Annotated in this window: 23 protein-coding genes; 8 read left to right on the top strand and 15 right to left on the bottom strand. The window is 67.3% G+C overall.

What is annotated here, in order from left to right; all coding sequences use genetic code 11:
• The first annotated feature begins 2 nt into the window (after positions 1–2).
• Positions 3–1,376 carry an MATE family efflux transporter gene (locus tag BFE01S_RS06395; RefSeq protein ID WP_028224762.1) on the top strand — a complete coding sequence of 458 codons (1,374 nt, stop codon included), beginning with the start codon at positions 3–5 and terminating at the stop codon, positions 1,374–1,376.
• Here the strand turns inward: BFE01S_RS06395 and lipA are convergent.
• The 5 genes from lipA to BFE01S_RS06370 all read right to left on the bottom strand — a co-directional run bounded on the left by lipA (position 1,373) and on the right by BFE01S_RS06370 (position 6,748).
• The gene (gene lipA, locus BFE01S_RS06390; RefSeq protein ID WP_028224761.1) at positions 1,373–2,359 is read right to left on the bottom strand and encodes a lipoyl synthase; all 987 of its coding nucleotides are present in this window, start codon (positions 2,357–2,359) and stop codon (positions 1,373–1,375) included. The genes BFE01S_RS06395 and lipA overlap by 4 nt on opposite strands.
• Positions 2,359–3,480: an acetoin dehydrogenase dihydrolipoyllysine-residue acetyltransferase subunit gene (locus BFE01S_RS06385; RefSeq protein WP_028224760.1), complete on the bottom strand. Its 1,122-nt coding sequence runs from the start codon at positions 3,478–3,480 to the stop codon at positions 2,359–2,361. The genes lipA and BFE01S_RS06385 overlap by 1 nt, the downstream gene beginning before the upstream one ends.
• Positions 3,481–3,484: 4 nt before the next feature.
• Positions 3,485–4,489: an alpha-ketoacid dehydrogenase subunit beta gene (locus tag BFE01S_RS06380; RefSeq protein WP_028224759.1), complete on the bottom strand. Its 1,005-nt coding sequence runs from the start codon at positions 4,487–4,489 to the stop codon at positions 3,485–3,487.
• 47 nt (positions 4,490–4,536) lie between these two features.
• On the bottom strand, positions 4,537–5,520 hold the full coding sequence (locus tag BFE01S_RS06375) for a thiamine pyrophosphate-dependent dehydrogenase E1 component subunit alpha (RefSeq protein ID WP_028224758.1): 984 nt from the start codon (positions 5,518–5,520) through the stop codon (positions 4,537–4,539).
• A 169-nt stretch (positions 5,521–5,689) separates the two neighbouring features.
• Positions 5,690–6,748: an ATP-NAD kinase family protein gene (locus BFE01S_RS06370; RefSeq protein ID WP_028224757.1), complete on the bottom strand. Its 1,059-nt coding sequence runs from the start codon at positions 6,746–6,748 to the stop codon at positions 5,690–5,692.
• A gap of 461 nt (positions 6,749–7,209) precedes the next feature.
• Here BFE01S_RS06370 and BFE01S_RS06365 point away from each other — a divergent pair, with 461 nt between their 5' ends.
• From BFE01S_RS06365 to BFE01S_RS06355, 3 genes are all read left to right on the top strand, one after another.
• Complete coding sequence (locus BFE01S_RS06365; protein ID WP_028224756.1) at positions 7,210–9,174, top strand: sigma-54-dependent Fis family transcriptional regulator; 1,965 nt, start codon at positions 7,210–7,212, stop codon at positions 9,172–9,174.
• Positions 9,175–9,454: 280 nt separating this feature from the next.
• Positions 9,455–10,048, top strand: a complete 594-nt coding sequence (locus BFE01S_RS06360) for a ComEA family DNA-binding protein (protein WP_028224755.1) — start codon at positions 9,455–9,457, stop codon at positions 10,046–10,048.
• A gap of 58 nt (positions 10,049–10,106) precedes the next feature.
• Positions 10,107–10,541 (top strand): YidB family protein, encoded by a 435-nt coding sequence (locus tag BFE01S_RS06355; protein WP_028224754.1) that lies wholly within the window; start codon positions 10,107–10,109, stop codon positions 10,539–10,541.
• A 98-nt stretch (positions 10,542–10,639) separates the two neighbouring features.
• Here the strand turns inward: BFE01S_RS06355 and clpB are convergent, their stop codons facing one another.
• Positions 10,640–13,237: an ATP-dependent chaperone ClpB gene (gene clpB / locus BFE01S_RS06350; protein WP_028224753.1), complete on the bottom strand. Its 2,598-nt coding sequence runs from the start codon at positions 13,235–13,237 to the stop codon at positions 10,640–10,642.
• Between the two features lie 114 nt (positions 13,238–13,351).
• Positions 13,352–13,861 (bottom strand): Rrf2 family transcriptional regulator, encoded by a 510-nt coding sequence (locus BFE01S_RS06345; RefSeq protein ID WP_028224752.1) that lies wholly within the window; start codon positions 13,859–13,861, stop codon positions 13,352–13,354.
• A gap of 168 nt (positions 13,862–14,029) precedes the next feature.
• Here BFE01S_RS06345 and BFE01S_RS06340 point away from each other — a divergent pair, with 168 nt between their 5' ends.
• Positions 14,030–14,572 carry a group III truncated hemoglobin gene (locus BFE01S_RS06340; protein WP_028224751.1) on the top strand — a complete coding sequence of 181 codons (543 nt, stop codon included), beginning with the start codon at positions 14,030–14,032 and terminating at the stop codon, positions 14,570–14,572.
• Positions 14,573–14,708: 136 nt separating this feature from the next.
• On the opposite strand, the gene BFE01S_RS06335 is transcribed toward BFE01S_RS06340, so the two are convergent.
• The 8 genes from BFE01S_RS06335 to BFE01S_RS06300 all read right to left on the bottom strand — a co-directional run bounded on the left by BFE01S_RS06335 (position 14,709) and on the right by BFE01S_RS06300 (position 22,919).
• Positions 14,709–16,073 carry a HipA domain-containing protein gene (locus tag BFE01S_RS06335; protein WP_042337284.1) on the bottom strand — a complete coding sequence of 455 codons (1,365 nt, stop codon included), beginning with the start codon at positions 16,071–16,073 and terminating at the stop codon, positions 14,709–14,711.
• Positions 16,073–16,399 (bottom strand): helix-turn-helix domain-containing protein, encoded by a 327-nt coding sequence (locus tag BFE01S_RS37660; RefSeq protein ID WP_042337292.1) that lies wholly within the window; start codon positions 16,397–16,399, stop codon positions 16,073–16,075. Before BFE01S_RS37660 ends, BFE01S_RS06335 begins: the two co-directional genes overlap by 1 nt.
• Before the next feature lie 186 nt (positions 16,400–16,585).
• Positions 16,586–17,074 carry a molybdenum cofactor biosynthesis protein MoaE gene (locus tag BFE01S_RS06325; RefSeq protein ID WP_028224749.1) on the bottom strand — a complete coding sequence of 163 codons (489 nt, stop codon included), beginning with the start codon at positions 17,072–17,074 and terminating at the stop codon, positions 16,586–16,588.
• Positions 17,075–17,094: 20 nt separating this feature from the next.
• Positions 17,095–17,352, bottom strand: coding sequence for a molybdopterin converting factor subunit 1 (gene moaD, locus BFE01S_RS06320; RefSeq protein WP_028224748.1), 258 nt, complete (start codon positions 17,350–17,352; stop codon positions 17,095–17,097).
• 10 nt (positions 17,353–17,362) lie between these two features.
• Positions 17,363–18,613 (bottom strand): molybdopterin molybdotransferase MoeA, encoded by a 1,251-nt coding sequence (locus BFE01S_RS06315; RefSeq protein WP_028224747.1) that lies wholly within the window; start codon positions 18,611–18,613, stop codon positions 17,363–17,365.
• Between the two features lie 211 nt (positions 18,614–18,824).
• Complete coding sequence (gene thrC, locus BFE01S_RS06310; RefSeq protein WP_028224746.1) at positions 18,825–20,276, bottom strand: threonine synthase; 1,452 nt, start codon at positions 20,274–20,276, stop codon at positions 18,825–18,827.
• Between the two features lie 21 nt (positions 20,277–20,297).
• A complete protein-coding gene (locus tag BFE01S_RS06305; protein WP_028224745.1) occupies positions 20,298–21,629 on the bottom strand; it encodes a homoserine dehydrogenase in 1,332 nt (443 codons plus the stop codon).
• A 42-nt stretch (positions 21,630–21,671) separates the two neighbouring features.
• On the bottom strand, positions 21,672–22,919 hold the full coding sequence (locus tag BFE01S_RS06300) for a pyridoxal phosphate-dependent aminotransferase (RefSeq protein WP_028224744.1): 1,248 nt from the start codon (positions 22,917–22,919) through the stop codon (positions 21,672–21,674).
• Between the two features lie 359 nt (positions 22,920–23,278).
• Here BFE01S_RS06300 and BFE01S_RS06295 point away from each other — a divergent pair, with 359 nt between their 5' ends.
• The 3 genes from BFE01S_RS06295 (at position 23,279) to BFE01S_RS06285 (ending at position 26,071) form a co-directional block, all read left to right on the top strand.
• Positions 23,279–23,653 (top strand): Mth938-like domain-containing protein, encoded by a 375-nt coding sequence (locus BFE01S_RS06295; protein WP_028224743.1) that lies wholly within the window; start codon positions 23,279–23,281, stop codon positions 23,651–23,653.
• Between the two features lie 143 nt (positions 23,654–23,796).
• Positions 23,797–25,491 (top strand): glycosyltransferase family 39 protein, encoded by a 1,695-nt coding sequence (locus BFE01S_RS37655; protein WP_042337283.1) that lies wholly within the window; start codon positions 23,797–23,799, stop codon positions 25,489–25,491.
• 208 nt (positions 25,492–25,699) lie between these two features.
• Positions 25,700–26,071 (top strand): EamA family transporter, encoded by a 372-nt coding sequence (locus tag BFE01S_RS06285; protein WP_028224742.1) that lies wholly within the window; start codon positions 25,700–25,702, stop codon positions 26,069–26,071.
• Positions 26,072–26,199 lie beyond the last annotated feature (128 nt).

The following is a 26,199-nucleotide window of genomic DNA, read 5'->3' as shown; positions in this document are numbered from 1 at the left end:
CCGTGACCGGTACGGTATCCGGCGACGTCCGCCGCATAGCGGCGCTGGCCTGGCCGGTACTGGTCGGGCAGCTCGCGATCATCGCCTTCGGCGTGATCGACACGGCCATGGTCGGCCGCTATGCCGCGCTCGATCTCGCGGCGCTGGGGCTCGGCTCGTCGATCTACGTCTCCGTCTATATCAGCCTCACCGGCATCCTGACTGCGCTGCAGCCCGTCGCGGCGCAGCTCTACGGCGCGCAGCGCGATGCCGAGATCGGCGAAGAGGTGCGCCAGGCGCTCTGGCTCGCCCTCGTGCTGATGGTGATCGGCGGCGCGATCCTCTACTTCCCCGGTCCGCTGCTCGACCTCGCCCGCGCGCCCGAGGCGCTGCGCGAACGCACCGTCGATTACCTGCGGCTGCTCTCGTTCGGCTTGCCCGCCGGGCTCCTCTTCCGCATCTACAGCTCGCTCGCCAACGCCGTGAGCCGGCCGCGGCTCGTGATGTTCCTCCAGGTGGGCGCGCTCGTGCTGAAGGTGGCCCTCAACCGCTGGCTCATCTTCGGCGGCCTCGGCGTACCCGCGCTGGGCGGCCCCGGCTGCGCGCTCGCCAGCACGGCGATCAACTGGGCACTGGCCGCCTTCGCCGTGCTCGCGCTCACGAAAATCGACGTGTTCGAGCCGTTCGGCATCTTCCGGCACTTCTGCTGGCCGCACTGGAAACGCCAGGCCGAATTGCTCAAGCTCGGCATCCCCATGGGGCTCTCGTATCTGATCGAGGTGACCTCGTACACGTTCATGGCGATCTTCATCGCGCGCCTCGGCACGACGACGCTCGCGGGGCACCAGATCGCCGGCAACATCGGCGCCGTGCTGTACATGACGCCGCTCGCCATCGGCGTGGCGACCTCGACGCTCGCGGCCCAGGCGCTGGGCGGCAATCGCCCGGCCGAGGCGCGCACGCTCGCGCGGCACGGCATTCTCACCGCCCTGACGATCGCGTGCGCGTTCGCACTCGCCGTGTTCCTGCTGCGCCCGCTCATCATCGGCGGCTACACGCCCGACCCGGCGGTCGCGGCGGCCGCGATGCCGCTCGTGGCCATCGTCGCGCTCTATCACATCTTCGACGCGCTGCAGGTCACCACGGCCTTCGCGCTGCGTGCGTACAAGGTCGCCGTCGTGCCGACCGTGATCTACGCCGTCGCGCTCTGGGGCGTGGGTCTCGGCGGCGGCTACGCGCTCGGCTTCGACGTGACCGGCAACCTGCCCGCCTGGGCCACGGGGGCGCGCGGCTTCTGGCTCGCCAACACGGCGAGCCTGATGATCGCGGGCGTGGGGCTCACCGCGTATCTCTCCCGCGTGAGCACCCGGTATCTGCGCGAGAGCCCGCGGAGCTAGCCGGCCGCCCTGGCCGCCTCCACGGTCTGTGCCGCGTGATACGAAGAACGGACGAGCGGCCCGGCCACGACCTCCCTGAAGCCCATCGCCAGCCCCGCATCGCGCAGCGCAGCGAATTCGTCCGGGCTCACGTAACGCCGCACCGGCAGATGAAACCGCGACGGCGCGAGATACTGCCCGATCGTCAGCACCTCCACGCCGTGCGCACGCAGATCGCGCAGCGTCGCAAGCAGTTCGGCATCGGTTTCGCCAAGCCCCACCATCAAGCCCGACTTCGTGACGAGCGCAGCGCACGCGGCCTTCGCACGCGCAAGCAGATCGAGCGAGCCCGCGTAGTCGGCGCCGGGCCGCGCCGCCCGGTAGAGCGACGGCACGGTTTCGATGTTGTGGTTGAACACGTCGGGCCACGCGCAGGAAAGCGCATCGAGCGCGCGCCCGATGCGCCCGCGAAAATCCGGCGTCAGCAACTCGACGCCGATACCCGGCACCTGCTCGCGCACGGCCGCCACGCAGCGTGCAAAGTGCGCCGCGCCGCCGTCGCGCAGATCGTCGCGATCCACCGAGGTGATCACGACGTGACGCAGGCCGAGCGCCGCGGCGGCGCGGGCGAGATGCCCGGGTTCCCCGGCGTCGAGCGGCTCCGGCCGGCCGTGCGCCACGTCGCAGAACGGGCAGCGGCGCGTGCAGAGTCCGCCCATGATCATGAAGGTGGCCGTGCGCTGCGCGAAGCATTCGCCGATATTCGGGCACATGGCTTCTTCGCACACCGAATGAAGACGATGCGCGCGCAGCACGGCCGCCAGGTCCGCGACGCGCTCGCTCATCATCGGCGGCGCGCGCAGCCAGGGCGGCTTCGGCAACGCCGCCTCGCCTTGCACGACCTTCACGGGAATGCGCGCGAGCTTCTCGCGGCTGCGCAGGCCGCGCTGGCCGAGCGCGGTCGCGCCCTCGCGCGGCGTGTCGAACGGGGCGGCGGCCTCCATCAGCCCTCTCCGTCGAAAAAGGCCTTGAGCAGGCGGTTGACCTCGGCGGCCGCCTCCATCTGCACCATATGGCCCTGGCCCGGCATCACCACTACGCGCACGCTCTCCGGCAGCCCCTCGGCATGACGGGCCGGGATGATCTGGTCGGCGTCGCCCCAGATCACGAACACGCGCGGCGCAAGCGTTGCGAGCCGCTCGCGCAGGACGTGGCGCTGCGCCCCGCCCTCGAACGCCTCATCCGCGATCTTCCTGAGCGCATCCTGCACCCCCTCGAGCCGCTTGTACTTCACGAGGTCCTCCACGAGTTGCCGCGTGACGAGCGCCGGGTCGGCAAAGAGCTTCGTGACCGGTGCCTTCAGCGCGTTGCGGTTGGTGCCCGCGACGAAGGCCTCGATATACGCGCCGTCGATCTCGTTGCCGAGCCCCGCGCTGCCGATCAGCGCGAGCGACGCGACGCGCGCGGGCACGCGTTGCGCAACCGTCATCGCGACCGCGCCGCCGAGCGAATGCCCCACCAGATGCGCGCGCTCGATCTTCTGCGCGTCGAGAAAATCGATCACGCTTTGCGCGAGTTCGTCGAGGCTGCCCGACTCGACCGCCTTGCCGGACTCGCCGTGTCCCGGCAAATCGAGTGCCCAGACCGTGTGCCCCGCCGCAAGATCGGCGTGATTGAAGAGCCAGTTGTTCAGGTCGCCGCCGAAGCCGTGGATCAGCACGACCGGCACGCCCGCGCCTTCGCCCAGCTTCAGATAGCGGATCGTGCGCCCGCCGATCTGCGCCTTCTCGGGCTGCGGTCCCGCATCGTCCTGCGCTGTCGCGGCCGGGACGAAATCGCGCTGGAAGGCCGCCACGGCCGCGTCGATATCGGCGTCGGACGCCTCTGCATCGGCCACGACGCCGAGCAGCGCGCCCACCGGCAGTGTTTCGCCCTCCTGAGCGATCTGCCGCCGCAGCACGCCCTCGAAAGCGCACTCGACGCCCGAGGCAATCTTGTCGGTCTCGACGTCGAGCAGTTCGTCGCCCTTGCCCACCGTGTCGCCCACCGACTTCAGCCAGCCGTTCACCTGGCCTTGCTCCATCGAGAGGCCCCATTTGGGCATCGTGATCATGTGGATCGGCATGACTTCAGCTCCTTGCGGCGCGCGCGGCTTCGGCGATCTTGTCCGCCGACGGGATGTAGAGGTCTTCGAGCACGCCCGCGAACGGCACCGGCGTATGCGGCGCCGTGACCATGCCGACGGGCGCCTTGAGGTCATGAAACGCGCGCTGCGCGACGAGCGCCGCGATATCGGTCGCAATCGAGCAACGCGGGTTGGCCTCGTCCACCACCACCACGCGGCCCGTGCGGCGGGCGCTTTCGAGAATCGTTTCCTCGTCGAGCGGCGAAGTCGTGCGCAGATCGATCACATCGGCCTCGATGCCTTCCCTGGCGAGTTTTTGCGCAGCATCCAGCGCGTAGTGCACCATGCGTCCGTAAGTCACGATCGTGACGTCGCCGCCGTCGCGCACGATGTTCGCTTCGCCGAAGGGAATCGAATACGACTCTTCCGGCACGTCGCCCTCCATGCCGTAGAGCAGCTTGTGCTCGCAGAAAATGACGGGATCGTTGTCGCGTATCGCTTCGATCAGCAAGCCCTTCGCGTCGTAGGGCGTGGCCGGGCAGACGACCTTGAGCCCCGGAATGTGCGTGAACAGCGAGGTCAGCATCTGCGAGTGCTGGGCCGCCGCGCGCAGCCCGGCGCCGTACATCGTGCGGATCACGACGGGCGTGACGGCCTTGCCGCCGAACATGTAGCGGAATTTCGCGGCCTGGTTGAAGATCTGGTCGAAGCAGACACCCATGAAGTCGATGAACATGAGCTCGGCCACCGGGCGCAGACCGCACGCCGCCGCCCCGACCGCCGTGCCGATAAAACCGCCTTCCGAGAGCGGCGTATCGAGCACGCGGCCCGGAAACTTGCCATAGAGCCCTTTCGTCACGCCGAGCACGCCGCCCCATGCATCCTGCTCGCCGGGCGAACCCGCCCCGCCCGCGTTGTCTTCGCCCATCACGATCACGGTATCGTCGCGCGCCATTTCCTGCGCCAACGCCTCGTTGATCGCCTGCGAATAGGTAATTTTCCGTGCCATTTTCGTCTCCTTGATCTGGAATCCTGATGAATTCGGGTGCCGTCCGATTACGGGTATGACACGTAGACGTCGGTGAGCAGCGCCTCGTCGGCCGGCAGCGGCGCGGCTTTCGCCTTGGCCACGGCGTCGTCGATCCGTTGGCGGACCTCCGCGTCCACCTTGCGCAAGTCGTCGGCGCTCACGAGTTCGGCGCGCACCGCGCGTTCTTCGAAGCGCTTGAGGCAGTCTTTCTCTTCGCGCAGCTTTTGCACCTCGCCCGGTGCGCGATAGGTCTGCGCGTCGCCTTCGAAGTGGCCGAAGTAGCGCGAGAGCTTCATTTCGACGAGCGTCGGGCCGCCGCCGTTGCGCGCACGCGCGATCGCCTCGCCCATGGCCTCATACACGGCGAAAAAATCGAAACCGTCCACGATCACGCCCGGCATGCCGAAGCCGTTGGCGCGATCGGCAATGTTGTCGGCGGCGACGGACCACGTCGAGGAGGTGGCCTCGGCGTAGCCGTTGTTCTCCGCGACGAAGATCACCGGGAGGCGCCAGACCGAAGCGAGATTCATGGATTCGAAGATCACGCCCTGGTTCGAGGCGCCGTCACCGAAGAAGCACACGCCCACGCCGCCGGTCTTTTTCTGTTTCGCGGCGAGCGCCGCGCCGCAGGTGAGCGGGCCGCCCGCCCCCACGATGCCGTTCGCGCCCAGCATGCCCTTCGACAAATCGGCAATATGCATCGAGCCGCCCTTGCCGCGGCACGACCCGGTGGCGCGACCGTAGATCTCGGCCATCATCTCGTGCACGTCCACCCCCTTGGCGATGCAGTGGCCGTGGCCGCGGTGGGTGGTCGCCACGTAGTCGGCGTCGCTCAAATGCGTCATCGTGCCGACCGCCGACGCCTCTTCGCCGGCATACAGATGCACGAAGCCCGGAATCTCGCCGGTCGCGAACTCGACGTGCAGCCGCTCCTCGAATTCGCGGATCGTGCGCATCGAGCGATAGGCCTTCAGCAACTGCTCCCTGTTCAACTGGGTCGTAACAGACATGGTTGTCTCCTTCCTGTTGGTGGAATCTGGCTTGCCTGCGGGTGCCAAGCCGCGCTTCAGTGCAACGCGAAGCCGCGGCGGGTCGAGGGCGCCGCGCCCGTGGGCGAGCGTATGGGCGATGGGGTCATCGGGTGTCTCCTTTGCGGGTGAATGGATGGAGGGAAGCGGGTCAGGAGGGACTTGCCGCCATCGCGCGCAGCAATTGATGCGAGGCCGCATAGCGCAAGGTGCGTACGACATCGACCGTGAGCGGGCCGCCCCAGTCGAGCGATACCTCGTAGCGATCGCCGCGCGCGGGCTCGATTTCGCGCTCGCCGTCGAAGGCGAGCGTGCCGTGGCCGGCGTCGAGCGGCAGCGCCACGCCGGCTTCGAGCCGCTGGCAGGTGCGCAGGTTGAGCCGTTCGATGCGCCCCGGCGCGATGGGTGCGATGAGCGGCACGCCGTCCGCCTCGCCCGCGTGCGCGAAAGTCATGTGCAGGCCGTGCGATGCATCGCGCCCCACCGGCGCGAAGGCCCCGCCGATCGAAGACAGGCCAATGCCGTCCGGCTGCGCGAACGCCAGAAAAATTGCTTCGATATCCGAACTTTCAGAGATCGCCCGTGCGCCGATGAAGGGCTGCCGCGCCACGCAAATGTCCACGAGCGCGATTTCCTCGTGCCCGCGGTTCGGGCCTTCCACGCAGCGCGCAACGAGCCGCTTGTTGCGCGCGAGCGCGACGTCCGCGGGCACCGTGCCGGTGGCGACCAGCGCGCCCGCAAGACCCGCCACGGTCGCTTCGCGCAATTCGGGAAACGCATTGTTGGTGCCGGTGGACAGCGCGAGCAAAGGGGTATCGCCGCAATGCGCGGCAACCGCGCGATGCGTGCCGTCGCCGCCCAGCACCGCGATCAGCGATACCGCTTCGCGAACCATGTGGGCGACGCCCGCGTGCGTATCGGCCACGCTATCGGCAATCGGCAGATCGACGAATTCGACGTGCGGCCAAGGTTCGTCCGCGGCGAGCGCCTCGTGTGTTTCGATGGCGCGCAGCAGCAACGCCGCGACGCCGGTTCGATCGCGCAAGGTCAGCACGCGCGCGACGCCCAGCGCACCGAGGCCGGCGAGCAGGCGCACGACCATATTGGCCTTCTCTGCCGTGGGAAAAACGGAGGCATGCGTGGTCAGGCGGCGAATATCGCGCCCCGACGCGGGGTTCACGATGACGCCTGCGGTCACGGGCTTCGGCACGAGCGTTGTCTCCTGTGTGCCGTTCGCATCGGGGTGGCGCGAACGGCTTTATCGAAGGCGGTGCGTACGCGTGCCGCCTCTGGAGACCGACTCTGCAAGCGTTGTGCCAATTGCGCGCGATTGGCGGGCATCGTCCGCGAAGCCGCCCGGGGCGGGCCTCAAAGCGTTGCCCTCCTCGCCAGACGCCCGCGAGCGGCAGGCCCGGTGGCGTCTCAGATCCGCCCGCGCCGGCCAGCGAGGCGAGACAGGATCCGATAGCGCGCGGCGCTGCCCCGCTGCACGCGCCTGTGCCGCAAGGCCAGGCGCTCGTCGCAGCCGCCGTCCGAGCGGCGTGCGACGGTGTGAGACGAACGTCTCAGGCGTCTCGCATGCTGCAATGCGGTGTGATTGCCCGGCGCGGATGTGCTACAAAAAGCTCCTCCGCATGCGCTGCATGCCCGACGCCAGAGTCCGGAACCGCCATGCCCTACGCCATTGGGCCCAGCCGGCACGCCGAACGCGTGCGCGGCGCCGTAGAAGGCCGCCTGCCCGCGCCGGCCGATTCGGCACGCCTCGTCTCTTCGTGGCAACGCTCGTTCGAGCGCTACCAGCTCGACCCCGGCTCGGTGATCGGGCCGCGCGTGCTGAGCGCGGGCGAACTGCGCGAGATCCGCGACCGCGAGGAAGCCTTTCTGCGCGCCTCGGGGCAATGCCTCACGCGCCTGCACGAAACCGTGCGCGACGCCGACTACTGCGTGATGCTGACCGATGCCCACGGCGTCACCATCGACTACCGCATCGACCGCGAGCGCCGCAACGACTTCAAGCACGCGGGGCTCTACATCGGCTCGTGCTGGTCCGAAAGCGAGGAAGGCACCTGCGGGATCGCGAGCGTGCTGACCGATCTCGCCCCCATCACGGTCCACAAGACCGATCACTTTCGCGCCGCGTTCACGACCCTCACCTGCAGCGCGGCGCCGATCTTCTCGCCGGGCGGCGAACTGATCGGCGTGCTCGACGCCTCGGCCGTGCACTCGCCCGACAACCGCGACAGCCAGTGCATCGTCAATCAGCTCGTGCGCCAGAGCGCGACGCTCATCGAGGACGGCTACTTTCTGCACCGCACGTCCTCGTGCTGGATCCTGTTCGGCCATCAAAGCCGCAACTATGTCGAGGCCCAGCCGGAACTGCTGATCGCCTTCGACGAGAACGGCAACGTGGTCGCCGCGAACCGGCGCGCGCGCGAATGCATCGCGGGACTCGACGCGCCGCGCCACATCGACGAAATTTTCGATTCGTCGCACGTGCAGCTGCGCGATGTCGGCCGCCTCGAAGCAATCGCCGCGCTGCGGATGCGCGCAAACGGCGCGATGCTCTATGCGCGCATCCGCGCGCCGCTCGGACGCAGCCACGCGACGGCGGCCACCGCCGTGCACGGCGCCGTGCCGCTGCGCGAAGAGCGTGCGCCGACGCGGCACGACAGCAGTGCGCTCGGCCCCTTTCTGCGCAGCGCCGATCCCCGCGTGGCGGAGAACGCCCGCATTGCGCAGCGCGTTGCGGGCAAACGGCTGCCCATCCTGCTGCTCGGCGAGACCGGGGCCGGCAAGGAAGTGTTTGCGCGCGCGGTCCACGACGCGGGGCCGCGCCGCCATCGCGCCTTCGTCGCGGTGAACTGCGGTGCGCTGCCCGAATCGCTGATCGAGAGCGAGCTGTTCGGTTATGCGCCGGGCGCCTTCACGGGCGCGCGCCGCCACGGCGCGCGCGGCAAGATCGCCATGGCCGATGGCGGCACGCTCTTTCTCGACGAGATCGGCGACATGCCGCTCGCCCTCCAGACGCGCCTCTTGCGCGTGCTGGCCGAAGGCGAGGTCGTGCCGCTCGGCGGCGAGGCGCCGGTGCGCGTCGATCTCGAAGTGATCTGCGCGACGCATCGCGATCTCGCGGGCATGGCCGCGCAAGGCGAATTCCGCGAGGACCTCTACTACCGGCTCTGCGGCGCGGTGCTCACGCTGCCGCCGCTGCGGGAACGGCGCGATATCGGCACCCTGATCGATACGGTTTTCGCCGAGGAGGCCCAGGCCGCCGGGCGCCCGCTCGTGCTCGACGGCGCGCTTGCCGTGCGGCTCGCCGCCGGGCCCTGGCCCGGCAACCTGCGCCAGTTGCGCAATGCGCTGCGCTACGCGTGCGCGGTTTGCGACACCGTTCGCGTCGAGGCGCGCCATCTTCCGGGCGATCTCGCCGCGCAGTTGCCTCGCGCCGCGCACGGCGCCGATGGCGCCGCCGCGCCAGAAGCCAGCGACCCACCCGGCGAACGCGAGCGCATCGTCGCCGCGCTGCGCGCCCATCACTGGCGCCCCAACGCCGCCGCGCAAGCGCTCGGCATCTCGCGCGCCACGCTGTACCGGCGCATCGCAAAGCTCGGAATCGTCCCGCCCCACCGCGCATAAATCGGCCTGAGGCTGCGCGCCGAGGCACGGCAACCGGCCTGGCGCCTGCACCGCAAAAGCGCACGCATTCGTTGCACACGCCCCCATCCGTCGCACGGTCCCACCACAAAAGTATTAAAGATTGTGCGGCACGATTTACTTGCCACCAATCGATCGGTATAAATCGACCGCTTCCCGTCCACGGATACGCCAACTGTCCTATCCTTGTAGCGCAGCACTAACGACTGGATGCGTCGTCCGTTCCCGGCTAACTGGATTTGCCCTCAATGGAGTGATTGCCATGCTGAAAAAGCTGCTGATGCTGTTCGTTGCGCTCGGCTTGTCCCTGTCTGCGCTGATGGCCGCCGCCGTCGAAGTGAACACCGCCGACGAAACCGCGCTCGAGTCCGTGAAGGGCATCGGCCCGGTTCACGCCAGGGCGATCATCGACGAACGCACGAAGAACGGCCCATTCAAGGACGCCGACGACCTTGCGAGCCGCGTCAAGGGCATCGGCCCGAAGTCGGTGCAGAACCTCGAAGCCGCGGGCCTGACCGTCAACGGCTCGTCGGCGCCGCCGGCCGGCAACGGCAAGGCGTCCGCATCGAAGAGCAGCAAGACGGCAGCGGCCACCGCCGCCGCCACGACGGCACCGGCTACGACGGCCAATACCACCAACGCGGCTAACGCAACGACGACGGGCGCCAACGCGGCGTCGGACGCCACGGCGACGAAATCGAAGCGCAAGAGCAAGAAGGACAAGGCCGCTGCGGCAGCCAGCGCGGCCGCAGCCGGTTCTGCGGCCTCCGCGCCGGCGGCGGCCTCCGACACCAAGGCGAAGAAGAGCAAGAAGTCGAAGAAGGGCCAGGCGGCATCGGCCGCATCGGGCGCCTGATCCGCATGTATTTTCCGGCCGCGCACCCCCGTGCCGGCCAACCACCAGAGAGATCGATATGAGCCTGCTAGACACCCTTGGATCCCTGCTCGGCGGATCGTCGCAAGAAGGCGGCGGCCAGCAGCAAGTCATCGCTGCGGCGATGGAATTCGTCAACAACCAGCCCGGCGGCCTGAACGGGCTGGTCCAGAAGTTCCAGCAAGGCGGCCTTGGCGACGTGGTGCAGTCCTGGGTCGGCAACGGCGAGAACCAGGCCATTTCGGGCGACCAGTTGCAAAGCGTGCTGGGCTCGGACGCGGTCTCGGGTCTCGCGCAGAAGGTCGGCCTGCAGCCCGACCAGGTGAGCAGCATGCTCGCCCAGGTGCTGCCGCACGTGGTCAACGCCGGCACGCCGAACGGCGAAGTGCCGGCCGGCGGCCAGATCAACTCCGCAAGCGTGCTGGGCACGCTGGGCGGCCTCGCTTCGCTCTTCGGCGGCAACAAGCAGGGCTGAACGCTGAACGGCGCTTGATGCGGGCAGAACCTGGCCCGCGAGCATGAAAAAAGGGCAACGGATCGCTCCGTTGCCCTTTGCGTTGCTGGCGCCCGTGCTCAGTGCACGACGCGCTCGAACACGAACTTGCCGTCCTGAACGTCCACCGGGATCACGTCCTTCGGCCCGAACTTGCCCGCGAGGATCAGCTTGGCGACCGGATTTTCGATCTCCTGCTGGATCGCGCGCTTGAGCGGCCGCGCACCGAAGAGCGGGTCGTAGCCCACCTTGGCGATGCGCTCCAGCGCCTCGTCCGACACCACGAGTTCCATGTCGAGCTTCTCCAGACGCTCGCGCAGGCGCTGCAACTGGATCCTCGCGATCGACTCGATGTTCTCGCGGCCGAGCGCGTGGAACACCACGACCTCGTCGATCCGGTTCAGGAACTCGGGGCGGAACTGCTGCTTCACTTCGTTCCATACCGCGTCCTTCACCGCTTCCTGCGGCTCGCCCACCATCGCCTGGATCAGATGCGAGCCGAGGTTCGACGTCATCACGATCACCGTGTTCTTGAAGTCCACCGTGCGGCCCTGGCCGTCGGTCATGCGGCCGTCGTCGAGCACCTGCAGCAGCACGTTGAACACGTCCGGGTGCGCCTTCTCGACTTCGTCGAGCAGGATCACGCTATACGGCTTGCGGCGCACGGCTTCCGTGAGGTAGCCGCCCTCCTCGTAGCCCACGTATCCCGGCGGCGCGCCAATGAGCCGCGCCACGCTGTGCTTCTCCATGAACTCGCTCATGTCGATGCGGATGAGATGCTCCTCCGAATCGAACAGGAAGCCCGCGAGCGCCTTGCAGAGCTCGGTCTTGCCCACGCCGGTCGGCCCGAGGAACAGGAACGAGCCATAGGGCTTGTTCGGGTCCGCGAGACCGGCGCGCGAACGGCGGATCGCATCGGCCACGGCGTTGATCGCCTCGTCCTGGCCCACCACGCGCTCGTGCAGCTTGTCTTCGATCAGCAGCAGCTTCTCGCGCTCGCCCTGCATCATGCGCGACACGGGAATGCCGGTCGAGCGCGACACGACCTCGGCAATCTCCTCCGCGCCCACCTGGGTGCGCAGGAGACGATGACGCGTCGGGTTGCTCTGCTCGTCGGCCTCGGCCTGGGCGACCTGCTTCAGTTGCGATTCGAGTTGCGGCAGCTTGCCGTACTGCAGCTCGGCCACCTTTTCGAGCTTGCCTTCGCGCTGGAGCTTCGTGATTTCGGCGCGCACGCGGTCGATCTCTTCCTTGATCTGCGCGCTGCCCTGCACCGCGGCCTTCTCCGCCGTCCAGATCTCTTCGAGGTCCTTATATTCGAGGCTCAGGCGGTCGATTTCCTCTTCGATCAACTGCAGGCGCTTCTGCGACGCTTCGTCCTTTTCCTTCTTGACGGCTTCGCGTTCGATCTTCAACTGGATGAGACGGCGGTCGAGCTTGTCCATCTCTTCGGGCTTCGAATCGATTTCCATCTTGATCTTCGAAGCCGCTTCGTCGATCAGGTCGATGGCCTTGTCGGGCAGGAACCGGTCGGTGATGTAGCGGTGCGAAAGTTCCGCGGCCGCGACGATCGCCGGGTCGGTGATTTCCACGCCATGGTGCAGTTCGTACTTCTCCTGCAGCCCGCGCAGGATCGCGATGGTCGCCTCGACCGACGGTTCGTCCACGAGCACCTTCTGGAAGCGGCGCTCGAGCGCGGCATCCTTTTCGATGTACTTGCGGTATTCGTCGAGCGTGGTCGCGCCAATGCAGTGCAGCTCGCCGCGCGAGAGCGCCGGCTTGAGCATGTTGCCCGCATCCATCGCGCCTTCGGCCTTGCCGGCGCCGACCATCGTGTGGATCTCGTCGATGAAGACGATGGTCTGGCCTTCGTCCTTGGCGATGTCGTTGAGCACGGACTTCAGGCGTTCTTCGAACTCGCCGCGATACTTGGCGCCGGCCAGCAGCGCCGCCATGTCGAGCGACAGCACGCGCTTGCCCTTGAGCGTCTCCGGTACTTCGCCGTTGACGATGCGCTGCGCGAGCCCTTCGACGATCGCCGTCTTGCCCACGCCCGGCTCGCCGATCAGCACCGGATTGTTCTTGGTGCGGCGCTGCAGGATCTGGATCGAGCGGCGGATTTCGTCGTCGCGGCCGATCACGGGATCGAGCTTGCCGGCGCGCGCCCGCTCGGTCAGATCGACGGTGTACTTCTTGAGCGCCTCGCGCTGGCTTTCGGCGTCCTGGCTATGCACCTGCGCGCCGCCGCGCACGGCGACGATCGCCGCTTCGAGCGCCTTGCGCGAGAGACCGTGCTTGCGGGCGATCTGGCCCGCCTCGCCCTTGTCCTCGGCAACGGCGAGCAGGAACATTTCGCTCGCGATATAGCTGTCGTTGAGCTTCTGCGCTTCCTTGTCGGCCTGATTGAGCAGGCCCGCGAGTTCGCGGCCGATCTGCACGTTGCCGTCGGTGCCCTGCACCTGCGGCAGACGGTTGATGGCGTCGTTGAGCGCATTCTGCAGAGCCTGGACCTGCACGCCCGCACGCGACATCAGCGAACGCGCGGAGCCATCCTGCTGCGCGACCAGCGCGGCCAGCAGGTGGACGGGTTCGATGTACTGGTTGTCGTGACCGACGGCGAGGCTCTGCGCGTCGGAAATGGCTTCCTGGAATTTGGTGGTGAGCTTGTCGATTCTCATTTAAACGAGACCTCCAGATTTTTAACTGTCACCAAATTTGAGGGGCATTACGCTGGTTTCAAGCGCTGTTTACGTCATTTTTTCCGATTTTCTGCATCGGGCCCGGAGCGCGGCTCAAGGGTCGCCCGGCCGCACGCGCGATGCCGGCGTTTTTGCCCTCGCAGGCGACACGAAGGTGATTGGCGCGAGGCCCAGCAGGCCCGCCAGTTCGGTCTGCGGCTGCGCCAGCTCGCCCAAGGTATGGCGGTCGAGTTCGGCGAGAAACGCCTCGCGCGCGGCCGCCAGCGCATGCTTGAGACGGCAGTGGGGTTCGATGACGCAGGCGCGGCGCTCGCCGTGCTCGTCGGGAAAGCAGCCGACCAGCGCAAAATCGTTCTCGGTCTGCCGCACCACGTCGCCCACGGAAAGCCCAAGCGAGGCCTCCGCCAGCCGCAGGCCGCCGTTGCGCCCACGGATCGTCTCCACCCAGCGCAGTTCGCCGAGGCGCTGGACAACCTTCATCAGGTGGTTTTTCGAGATGCCGTACGCCTCGGAAATCTCCTGGATGGTTGCAAGACTGTCGCGGCGCAGCGCGAGATAGAGCATCACGCGCAGCGAATAGTCGGTGTAGTCGGTCAGCTTCATGAGCGTCGGGAAAGGCGAACGTCGGAAAACCACACCATAACATGCATCAATCATGCACGTTTTAGCGCGCTTCGGTATCATGGCACATGCACGCAAGCAGGACCGCTTCCCCCGCTTCCCCCGCTTCCCCCGCTTCCCCGCTTTTCCGATTCGCCAGGCAACAGCACGATGACCCCGACCGATGCGAGCGCCGCCGACACGCGGCACGCCGAACCCACCGAAGACACGATCCGCGAACTCGTCTACGCGTTCTATGATCGCGTTCGCGAGGACGCCCTGCTGGGCCCCGTTTTCGATGGCGTGCTGGCGGGCCGCTGGGACGATCATCTGCCGAAGATGTGCCGCTTCTGGACGAGCCTCGTGCTGGGCGCGAAAACCTACCGGGGCAATGTCCAGCAAGTGCATCAGCCGTTGCCCGGCATCGAGCCGCGCCATTTCAGCCGCTGGCTCTATCTGTTTCTCGATACTGTCGAGTCGCGCTATCGGCCGGCCGCCGCCGTCGAGTTCATGGAACCTGCGCTGCGGATCGCCCAAAGCCTGCAACTGAGCCGCTTCGGCTGGGATTACACCATCCCGGCCGAGCAGCAGGCGCTGCTGGAGCGCGTCGCGCCCCGCCGCCACCCGGCGTCCGGGGGGCACGGGCACGACCTGCCGGATCGCCCGGCTGGTGAGCCTTTTCCGGCGAAGATCATCGGGCGCACGATGGATTGAAACGAAGCACGGGCGCGCCGCTGAGCGGCGCGCTGGTTGATTTCAGGTTGAATTGGCTGTTAGTTGCGTTTGTGGAACCCACGAGGAATCCGCTTCTCGCCTGGTTCTCACCTGGCCCTCGCACGCTTCTTGCCCATCAAAGCAACGCCCGATCGACCCTCGGAATATCAGGCGCGATCTTCAGCAATCGCTCCGCCTGGGCGGCGACGAATCCCGCGATCGAGTCCACCATGCCGCGCTCGCCCCCCACGTAGACTTTGGACTGCGCCAGCTCGCGCGCGAGCGGCACGGCCTGCCGGGCCATGCGCGTCATCTCGCGTTCGAGAAAGCGCGGCTGCGTGCCGGTACGCAGCGCGAAATCCGCCAGCGAGAACGGCGTGATGTCCGCGAGCAGGAAGGCGTCGCCATAGGCCATCGCCAGTTCCTGCTCGATGTGCTCGCCATAGACGTTCACGGAAACGAGGTCGTAGAGCGGCGCCGGTTCGAGATTCGAGGCCCGCATGAAGAACGAGAGGTTCTTGCCATGCGCGTCGCTATTGCCGATCAGCAGTTGCAGCACTGCCCAACGGACGAGAAACGTCCGCGCGGCCAGCGGATTGTCGAAATACGGCGCGAGGGAAAAGAGCTTCTGGAAGCTCACGCCTTCGCGGATCGTGCGCACGTCGGCCGAATTGCCGAAATTACGCTCGTATTTGAACGATACGGGCAGATCGAGCGCCTGGCAGCCGTCGATTGCATGGCGCCGGCGCACCGCCAGCGCCGTTTCGCCGTCGCCCGGGTCGCGCGTCACTTCGCGGTCGAAGCGCTCGATGAGCAGGATCGGCTCCGGAATCCGGCGAATCTCGACGGGCGCCGTCCGCAGGCCGAGACGTGCCGCAAGCGTCATGCAGAAGTGCTCGTTGGCCACCATGAACGGCGTGCCGGCGTGGCGCGATTCGGGCTTCAGAATGTGGGTGGAACTGAGCGAGCCGTCCGCGAGAGCGATCCGCCCTCCCTCCACCAGCACCTGCAGCTTGTCCTGATAGCCCGCGACCGAAAGACGCACCTTGCCGTCCCAGACCGGAAACGGCATCTGGTCGCGCTCGCGGATGCGCTGGCTCAGCTCGTCGCCGCCGATGGGCCGCCGCACCGGCATTTCCTGCAACTCCGGCGCCGCGGCAGTGGCTGCGGCGTCGCCCGGAACCGTGAAGCTGAGCGCCCCCACCGGCTCCTTGCCGAGGATGCGCACGAGTCCGAAGATGTTGTCCTTCGAGATCTGGTTGACGATCGACGCCACGTCGAGCGCATGGCCCTCGGGCAGCAGGTTCTGGAGAAACCGCTGGACGGCGCCAGCCGGCGGCGGCTCGCCCGAAAGCGGGATGTGCGGCGACAGAGGAAAGGCGTCGTCGCGGCGCAGCCAGCCGGCGTCGTAGGCGAAGTCGTAGCGCCCCTCCCCCGAGTCGAACGCGAGCGTGCCGACGGCCGCCGCACCGGCCTTGACCAGCAGGGTATGGGAAGCCATCAGCGCGGCTCCGCAAGGCCCGCCGGCGTCTGGACCGCTTTGGCGCCCGGACCGAACTTCTTGCGCACGAGCGCGGCATCGCGGCGGGGAAACACCAGCAGGTTCAAGCCGAGGCCGTCGAGTACCGCGAACACCTTGTCGAGCCCCACCGGACGCCCGTTCTCCAGCCGCGAGAGCACATCCTTCGACACGCCCAGCATCTGGGCGGCATCGTCGATGCGCATTTCGCTTTGCGCGCGCCGGTTACGCACGAGCCGGCCGAGCGCGGCCATGTTCTCGGCAAGCGGATCGGGATCGTCGACAGGGCGCGGCAGGGTGCGAGGCATAATTCGCGGATTCCAGGAATAAAAGGCCGAGCGGCCTTGATTCATCGATAATTCCGGCAATACGCGAATTATAGGATAAACCGACGCTGGGATACGATAATTCCGACAAACAAGGAATAATGGCGATCTCAAGCTTTTCGCGGGCGATAATTCCTGAATGATGAGAACAATCGCCCGCCGCGGCGGCTAATCCTGGTTTTTGGGGCCGGGGGCGTTACCCGAAGCGATCCCCCAGCGCGCCAGCGCCGCATCGTCTGTCGCGCGGGCATCGACCCAGCGCGCGCCGTGTTCGGTCTCTTCCTTCTTCCAGAACGGCGCTTCGCTCTTGAGATAGTCCATCACGAATTCGCAGGACGCGAACGCGTCGCCGCGATGCATGGCGGTCGTCGCCACCAGCACGATCTGGTCGAGCGGCGCGAGCTTGCCCACCCGGTGCACGATCAGCACTTCGATGCCGGGCCAGCGCCGTTGCGCCTCGACAGCGATGCCCTCCAGCGCCTTCTCGGTCATGCCCGGATAGTGCTCCAGCTCCATCGTCGCGACGGTGCTGCCGTCGTTGAGGTCGCGCACCGTGCCGACGAAGCACGCCACGGCGCCGATCGCCGGATTGCGCGCGCGCAGTTGCGCGACTTCCGTCGTCAGGTCGAAATCTTCAGTTTGCACGCGCACGAGCACGATCGCTCTCCTCGGCTGCCTCAGCCGCCCGTCACGGGCGGGAAAAAGGCCACTTCGCAGCCTTCGGTGATGCGCGTGCCGGGCTCCGTCATGACGTGATTGCAGGCCATGCGCAGCGCGCGGCCTTCCGCCAGCGTTTCGGTCCAGACGCCGCCGCGCGCGCGCAGCCAGCCGCGCACGTCGCCAACGGTGGCGATGCCGTCGGGCACGCTCACTGTCTCCTCGGCCACGCCCAGTGCTTCGCGCACACTCGCAAAAAATCTCAACTGAATCTTCATGAAGTCCGGCTCAATACAGCAATTCTGTGAAAGGAATGAAGCGTACCGTCTCGCCCGCGCTGATCGCGTGATTCGGCGGATTGTCGATCAGGCCGTCGCCCCAGACCGTGGAGGTGAGCACGGCCGAGCTCTGGTTCGAAAAGAGTTCCAGCCCGCCCGCCGCGTTCACGCGTGCGCGCAGGAATTCGTTGCGGCGGTCGCTTTTGGCCTGGGTGAAGTCGGCGCGCAGCGAAAGCGCGCGCGGGCTCACGTGCGTCGTGCCGGCGAGGCGCAGCAGGAACGGCCGCACGAACAGCAAAAACGTGACGAAGCTCGATACCGGATTGCCCGGCAAGCCAATGAAGAACGCTTCGCTCTCCGCTGCGCCTGCCTCCTGAGCGCCACGCCGCACCGCGCCGAACGCGAGCGGCTTGCCCGGCTTCATGGCGATCTGCCACATGGCGAGCCGCCCTTCGGCTTCCACCGCCGGCTTGACGTGATCTTCCTCGCCCACCGACACGCCGCCGCACGTGAGAATCAGATCGTGGCCGGCCGCGGCCTCGCGCAGCGTCGCACGCGTCGCGTCGAGCCGGTCGGGCACGATGCCGTAGTCCGTCACCTCGCAGCCCAGGTTGCGCAGCAGGCCGTTCAGCGTAAAGCGGTTCGAGTTGTAGATCGCCCCGGGGCGCAGCGGCTCGCCCGGCATCGTCAGCTCGTCGCCAGTGAAGAACACCGCCACCTTCACGCGGCGCACGACCGCCAGCGTCGCGCACCCCACCGATGCCGCGAGGCCGAGCGCCTGCGGCGTGAGCCGCGTGCCCGCGGGCAGGATCACCGCGTCCTTGCGGATGTCCGCGCCCTGCGCCGTGATCCATTCGCCGGCCTTGGGCGTGTGGAGGAACGTCACGTCGCCCTCGCCAAGCTCCGTCTGCTCCTGCATGACCACCGCGTCCGCGCCGGGCGGCACCGTCGCACCCGTGAAGATACGCGCGGCCGAGCCCGCCGCGAGCGGCTGCGGCGCATGGCCCGCGGGAATGCGCTGCGATACCGGCAGGCGGCGGCTCCCCTGCACGAGATCGGCCACGCGCACCGCGTAGCCGTCCATGGCGCTCGTGTGCATGGGCGGAACGTCGAGCGGCGAAACCACGTCGGCGGCCAGCACGCGGTTGAGCGCGTCGAGCGTCGGGACGGTTTCGATGCCCGCCTGGGCTTCCTGCGGCACGCCGGTCACGGGACGGGCGGCGCCGAGCAGCGTTGCGAGGGCGTCGGCCGTGGAAAGCATCGGCGCGCGCGGCGCCGGTGCTGAAGGGGGGGAAGTGGACATCGGAGCGGCTGTCGGCTTGGCCGGTGGCCCGCAGGCCGCCGGCAACGGTTGGTCTCCCGATATTGTAGCGGCGAGAGCCGCGGCGTTGCGCCGCGTCCTCCGTATGCCGCAGATTCGGGCAGAGCGGGGTGGGACCGCGTGGGCTGCACGGTTAGCCCCCAGCCAGCCCTCAATCGGCCGTATGCGCCGCGATATAGTCCTTCACGCGCTGCGCCTCGGCGGGCACGACCTCGAAGCGCTGCGGCAGCGACTCCAGCCCCGCGAACGCCGCCGGACGCTCGGCCTCGCGGTCGAGCGCTTCCCGGATCGTCTCGCCGAACTTGATCGGCTGGGCCGTCTCCAGCACCACCATCGGCACGCCCGGCTGCAGATGCTCGCGCGCGACCTTCACGCCGTCGGCGGTATGGGTGTCGATCATCGTGCCGTAGCGCGAGTAGACGTCGCGGATCGTGGCAATGCGGTCTTCATGGCTGCTGCGGCCCGACACGAAGCCGAACTGCTGCACGCGCACGAAGTCGCCGCTCGCCGCGAGATCGAAACCGCCCTTCTCCTCCACGTCGCGGAACAGTTGCGTGACGCGCGCCGGATCGCGGCCGAGCAGGTCGTAGACGAAGCGCTCGAAGTTCGAGGCCTTCGAGATGTCCATGCTCGGGCTGCTGGTGTGCCACGTTTCGGCCGAGCCGCGCACGCGGTAGATGCCGGTGCGGAAGAACTCGTCGAGCACGTCGTTCTCGTTGGTCGCGACGACGAGCCTGTCGATCGGCAGGCCCATCATGCGCGCGATGTGGCCCGCGCAGACGTTGCCGAAGTTGCCCGAGGGCACCGTGAACGAAACGCGCTCGTCGTTGCTCTTCGTCGCCGCGAAGTAGCCCGCGAAGTAATAGACCACCTGCGCCACCACACGCGCCCAGTTGATCGAGTTGACCGTGCCGATCTTGTGCTGCGCCTTGAACGCGTGATCGTTCGAGACGGCCTTGACGATGTCCTGGCAGTCGTCGAATACGCCTTCCACTGCGAGATTGAAGATGTTCGGGTCCTGCAGGCTGAACATCTGCGCGGTCTGGAACGCGCTCATCTTCTTGTGCGGCGAGAGCATGAACACGCGCACGCCCTTCTTGCCGCGCATCGCGTATTCGGCGGCGCTGCCGGTGTCGCCCGAGGTCGCGCCGAGAATGTTCAACTGCTGCCCCGCCTTCGCGAGCGCGTACTCGAACAGGTTGCCGAGCAGTTGCATCGCCATGTCCTTGAACGCGAGCGTCGGGCCGTTCGAGAGTTCGAGCAGCGAGAGCTGCGCACCGTTTTCCTCGCCGAGCGTGGTGAGCGGCGTGATCCTGCTCGCGTCCTCGCCATGGCGCACGTTGCAGTAGGTCGCGGCCGTGTAGGTGCGGCGCGTGATGTCGCGCAGGTCGGCGGCGGGAATATCGCCGGCGAACTTCGAGAGGATCTCGAACGCGAGGTCCGCGTACGAGAGGCCGCGCCAGCGCGCGAGCTCTTCCTGCGCGATGCGCGGATACTGCGCCGGCAGATACAGGCCGCCGTCACGGGCAAGACCGCCCAGCAGGATGTCCGAAAACGAATGATGCTCGCCGGCGCCCGCGCCGCGCGTAGATACGTAATTCATTGCCTTAGCCTCACATGCGCCTTAGTTCAGTCCTTCCATGCGCAGCTTCGTCACCGCCGACTTCACCGTCGCCAGCTTTTCGATCTGCGCGATGGCCGCGTTCACGTTCTTTTCGAGCGTGCTGTGCGTGATCAGGATGATGTCGGTTTCCGACTTGCCCTGCGCATCCACCTGCTCCGATTCCTTTTGCAGCAGCGCGTCGATCGAGATGCCGCCGTCGGCGAGGATGCGCGTGATGGCGGCCATCACGCCGGTCTGGTCGGCCACGCGCAGGCGCAGGTAGTAGCCGCTCGTCACTTCGTCGATCGGCAGGATCGGCGTGTTCGAGAGGCTGTCCGGCTGGAACGCGAGGTGCGGCACGCGGTGCTCGGGGTCGGCCGTGTGCAGGCGCGTCACGTCCACGAGATCGGCCACCACGGCCGAGGCCGTCGGCTCCGCGCCCGCGCCCTTGCCGTAGTAGAGCGTCGTGCCCACGGCGTCGCCATGCACCACCACCGCGTTCATCGCGCCTTCCACGTTCGCGAGCAGGCGCTTGGCGGGGATCAGCGTCGGGTGCGTGCGCAGTTCGATGCCGCGGTCCGTACGGCGCGCGATGCCGAGCAGCTTGATGCGGTAGCCGAGTTCTTCCGCGTACTTGATGTCGATGGCGTCGAGCTTGCTGATGCCTTCCACGTAGGCGCGGTCGAACTGCACCGGCACGCCGAACGCGATCGCGCTCATGATCGTGGCCTTGTGCGCGGCGTCCACGCCTTCGATGTCGAAGGTCGGATCGGCTTCGGCGTAGCCCAGCTCCTGGGCGGCCTTCAGGGCGGTCGCGAAGTCGAGGCCGCGCTCGCGCATTTCCGAAAGGATGTAGTTCGTGGTGCCGTTGATGATGCCCGCGATGTACTGGATGCGATTGGCCGTAAGCCCTTCGCGCAGCGCCTTGATGATGGGAATGCCGCCCGCCACCGCCGCTTCGAACGCCACCATCACGCCCTTCGCGCGCGCCGCCTGGAAAATCTCGGTGCCGTGCACCGCCAGCAGCGCCTTGTTCGCGGTCACGACGTGCTTGCCGTTCGCGATGGCGCGCAGCACGAGGTCCTTCGCGAGCGTCGTGCCGCCGATCATTTCGGCGATGATCGAGATGGACGGGTCGTCGACGACCGCGTCGAAGTCGGTCGTCAGCTCGACCGTGCCGGCCTCGGTGCCGAGCGCCGCCGTCGCCCTGGCCGGATTGCGCACGGCAATGCGCGCGATCTCGATGCCGCGGCCCGCGCGGCGTTTGATTTCTTCCTGGTTGCGGCGCAGTACCGTGAAGGTGCCGCTGCCTACCGTGCCGAAGCCCAAGAGACCTACTTTGATCGGTTCCATGCAGCGTGTGTTCGTCTAAAAGTTTGAAAGGGAATCGGGAAATCAGTTGCCGTGCTGTTTGCGGTAGCCGTCGAGGAAGCGCGCGATGCGGTTGATCGAATCGGTCAGGTCGTCCACGTTCGGCAGGAACACCACGCGGAAGTGGTCCGGCTGCTTCCAGTTGAAGCCCGTGCCCTGCACGAGCAGCACGCGCTCCTGCAGCAGCAGGTCGAGAATGAACTGCTGGTCGTTCTGGATCGGATAGAGCTTCGGATCGAGGCGCGGGAACATGTAGAGCGCCGCCTCGGGCTTCACGCAGGTCACGCCGGGAATGGCCGTGAGCATGGTGTAGGCGAGCTCGCGCTGGCGATAGAGGCGCCCGCCCGGCTGGATCAGCTCGTTGATGCTCTGGTAGCCGCCCAGCGCCGTCTGGATCGCGTACTGGCCCGGCACGTTCGCGCACAGGCGCATCGAGGCGAGGATGCCGAGGCCTTCCGTGTAGTCCTTCGCGCGGCGGCGGTTCTCGCCCGTCATGCCCGAGAGGAACATCCAGCCCGCGCGGTAGCCGCAGGCGCGGTAGCTCTTCGAGAGGCTGTTGAACGTCACCGTGATCACGTCTTCCGAGAGCGAACCGAGCGCCGTGTGCGTCTTGCCGTCGTAGACGATCTTGTCGTAGACCTCGTCGGCCAGCAGGATGAGGCCGTGCTCGCGCGCGATCTCGATCAGGCCGCGCAGGAGCTCGTCCGAATAGAGCGCGCCGGTGGGGTTGTTCGGGTTGATGACGACGAGCGCGCGCGTGTTCGGCGTGATCTTCGCGCGGATGTCGTCGAGGTCGGGCATCCACGCGTTCGATTCGTCGCAGACGTAGTGCACGGGCGTGCCGCCCGAAAGGCTCACCGCGGCCGTCCAGAGCGGGTAGTCGGGCGCCGGCAGCAGCACTTCGTCGCCGTCGTTCAGGAGCGCCTGCATCGCCATCACGATCAGCTCGGAAGCGCCGTTGCCGATGTAGATGTCGTCGAGCTCGACGCCCTTGACGCCCTTTTGCTGCGCGTAATGCATGATCGCCTTGCGCGCGGCGAACACGCCCTTCGAATCCGAGTAGCCCGAGGAGCCCGGCAGGTTCAGGATCATGTCCTGAATGACCTCGTCCGGCGCGTCGAAGCCGAACGGCGCGAGGTTGCCGATATTGAGCTTGATGATGCGATGGCCTTCTTCTTCGAGGCGCTTCGCGTGTTCGAGCACCGGCCCGCGAATGTCGTAGCAGACATTTTGCAGCTTGTTGGATTTGAGAATCGGTTTCAAAGCGGGCAATCCGGTTAGTAAATTGGGCTAGATCGGGCCACATCGGGCCGTGGCGGCATTCGGCCAACCGGGCCGGATGCTGCGGCGCAACAAGGTTGATCGGGCGGGCGGTGCGCTGCGTGCCTGCCGGGCCGCCGGCCGGCTGTATCGGCCGGCGCCCGGGCGGCCGGCGGGACCGGGACATCGGGGACGAGATCGCGCCTTGGGGATGCCGCAAAGGCTGGCCGGACGGCGCCCGGCTGCTTGTGGCAAACGGCGCGCAAGGCGAGGGGCGCCGCAGCAGCGGCTAAAAAGTTATAATTTAGCGGATTTTGGCCGATTTCCGCAATGCGCAAGACGCCACGGCCGCGACAACCCGGAACCCCGTTTTGAAACTACACCAGGACTCGAGCGGCGCCCTGAACACCGTCACCGGCTACGGCGCCGATTACGTCGAAGTCAACCTCGAACGCCACGAAAGCAGCCTCATCGTCTTGCCCGACCTGCCCGTCATCCCCTGGCCGGTCGCCTCGTTCGATGACTTGACCCCCGAACTCTTCGACATGCTGCTCGCCCCCGCGCCCGAAGTCGTGGTGTTCGGCAGCGGCGCCCGCCTGCGCTTCCCGCACCCGCGCCTGACCGCGGCGCTCGCCGCGAAGCGCATCGGCGTGGAAGCGATGGACTTCAAGGCGGCCTGCCGCACCTACAACATCCTGATGTCCGAAGGCCGCCGGGTGGCCGCCGCGCTCCTGATCGAGCGCTGATCCGCCCCGGGGGGCGCTCGCGCCTTAACCCGCCTTAAGCCTGCCGGCCGCGCGATGACGTACACTTGCGCGCCGCCGGCGCCGGAAGCTGCCGGTACTGCCGTGCCCCGAAGAACCCCGAATGCCATAACCGCCTGGAACCCATGAACGAAACGCTTTCGAGGCCCCCGCTCAACCGCGCCGCCATCCTGCTCCTGATCCTGGCGCTCGCCGTGATCTGGTTCGTGCCGCTCGGCTGGCGCCACCTGCTGCCGAGCGACGAAGGCCGCTACGCCGAAATGGCGCGCGAAATGCTCGCGACCGGCGACTGGATCACGCCGCGCTACAACGGCTACAAGTATTTCGAGAAACCGCCGCTGCAGACCTGGGCCAATGCGCTGACCTTCATGTGGTTCGGCCTCGGCGAATGGCAGGCGCGCCTCTACACGGCGCTCACGGGCTTCGCGGGCGTGCTGCTCGTCGGCTTCACGGGTACGCGCGTGTTCAATGCGGCCACGGGGTTCTTCGCGGCGCTCGTGCTCGCCACCGCGCCTTACTGGAACCTCATGGGCCACTTCAACACGCTCGACATGGCCCTGTCGTTCTGGATGGAGCTCACGCTCTGCGCCCTCCTCCTCGCCCAGCGCCCGGGCCTCGCGAAGGGCGAAGCGCGGCTCTGGATGTGGGTGTGCTGGGCCTCGATGGCGCTCGCGGTGCTCTCCAAGGGGCTGATCGGCCTGATCCTGCCCGGCGCCGTGCTCGTGCTCTACACGCTCGTCGCGCGCGACTGGGCGCTCTGGAAGCGCCTGTACCTCGCGAGCGGCCTGATCGTGTTCTTCGCGGTCGTCTCGCCGTGGTTCATCCTCGTGCAGGACCGCAATCCCGAATTCTTCAACTTCTTCTTCGTCGTCCAGCAGTTCCGCCGCTATCTCACGCCCGAGCAGAACCGCCCGGGCCCGCTCTGGTACTTCGTGCCGGTGCTGCTGGTGGGCTTCCTGCCGTGGCTTTCCGTAAGCGTACAGAGCCTGCGCCATGCGCTCGCCACCCCGCGCCAGCCCAACGGCTTCGCCCCGGTCACGCTGCTGCTGGTGTGGAGCGCGTTCATCTTCGTGTTCTTCAGCGCGTCGCACTCGAAGCTGATCTCGTACGTGCTGCCGGTCGCCCCGGCGCTCGCCCTCGTGATCGGCCTCTACCTGCCGCTGATGAAGCGCGAGCAGTGGCGCCGCCACCTGGGCGGCTACCTGCTGCTGTGCCTCGCGCTCGCGTTCGGCTCGTTCTACCTCACGCGTCTCGGCGACGCGCGCAATCCCAACGCGCTGTACCGCGAGTTCCAGGTGTGGGTGTTCGCCGCAGCCGCCGTCGGCTTCGTGGCGACCGCCGTCGGCCTGTGGCTGAACCGCGCGAAACGCACGCCGGCCACCGGCGCCGCGTCGCCGGCCGTCGCCCAGGGCGCCGCGTGGCTGCTGCTCGCGACCATCGCCGGCACGGGCCACGACGTCTTCGGCACGCTCAGTTCGGGCGCGCCGCTCGCGCCGGCCGTGCGCGCCGCCATCGCGAAACTGCCGCCCGACACGCCGTTCTACTCGGTCGGCGTGCTCGACCATACGCTGCCGTTCTATGTGCGCCACACGATGACGATGGTCGCCGTCACCGACGAACTGAAGTTCGGCATCGACGAGGAACCGCAGAAATGGGTGCCGACCATCGAGGACTGGGAACGGCGCTGGAAGACCGAGCGCTACGCGCTGGCGCTCCTCCCGGCGCAACGCTACGACGAACTGGCCGCGCAGGGTCTGCCGATGCAGGTGGTCGCGCGCGATTCCCGCCGTGTGGTGGTGGAAAAGCCCGCCCAGCCCTGACCGGAGAGCCGCCCGATCCGCCCCCCGAGGCCACCCGATACCCGCCCGGCAGCGATCCAGCAGCCTCCCGCGACAGCCCGATGACCGGCTCCCGCCGCGCTTGAGCGATAATCGCGCCCGGGCGCTCCTGCCGCTGGGCGCGCTCCGGCGGCAAAAAGCAACCCAGCGGCCCCAAGATCAGACCCCATAAATAGCTCACCGTGCGACGATGAACCCGATTTCCCTCTTTTGCATCCTTGCCGGCGTCGGCCTGAATGCCTGCGCGCAACTGTTGCTGAAAGCCGGTGTCAATGCCGTTGGACACTTCGAATTCAGCCGTGCGAACATCCTGCCCATCGGCCTGAAGCTCGCCACGCAATTGCCGATCATCGGCGGGCTGGGCTGCTACGTCGTGAGCGTGGTCGTGTGGGTGGTCGGGCTCTCGCGCGTGGACGTCTCGATTGCCTATCCGATGCTCTCGCTCGGCTACGTGGTGAACGCGTTCGCAGCGTGGTATCTGTTCGGCGAGGTCCTGTCCGTCCAGCGCCTTCTCGGCATCGGCATCATCCTGATCGGCGTGGTCGTGCTCGCACGCAGCTGACCCGGGCGCGCTCGCAAGTGCGGCCACCGGTCGCGACGACGAGCAGCGCCCCCTTGTAGCGGGCGGTTTCGCGCCCCACATTACAGATTCGCAAGGTTGCAGACCCGCCTTGCGCTTCGTCTCAATTT

The organism is Paraburkholderia ferrariae NBRC 106233 (assembly GCF_000685035.1).
Classification (GTDB): domain Bacteria; phylum Pseudomonadota; class Gammaproteobacteria; order Burkholderiales; family Burkholderiaceae; genus Paraburkholderia; species Paraburkholderia ferrariae.
Note: the sequence above shows the minus strand (reverse complement) of the source record. Positions and strands in the feature narration are given on the sequence as shown.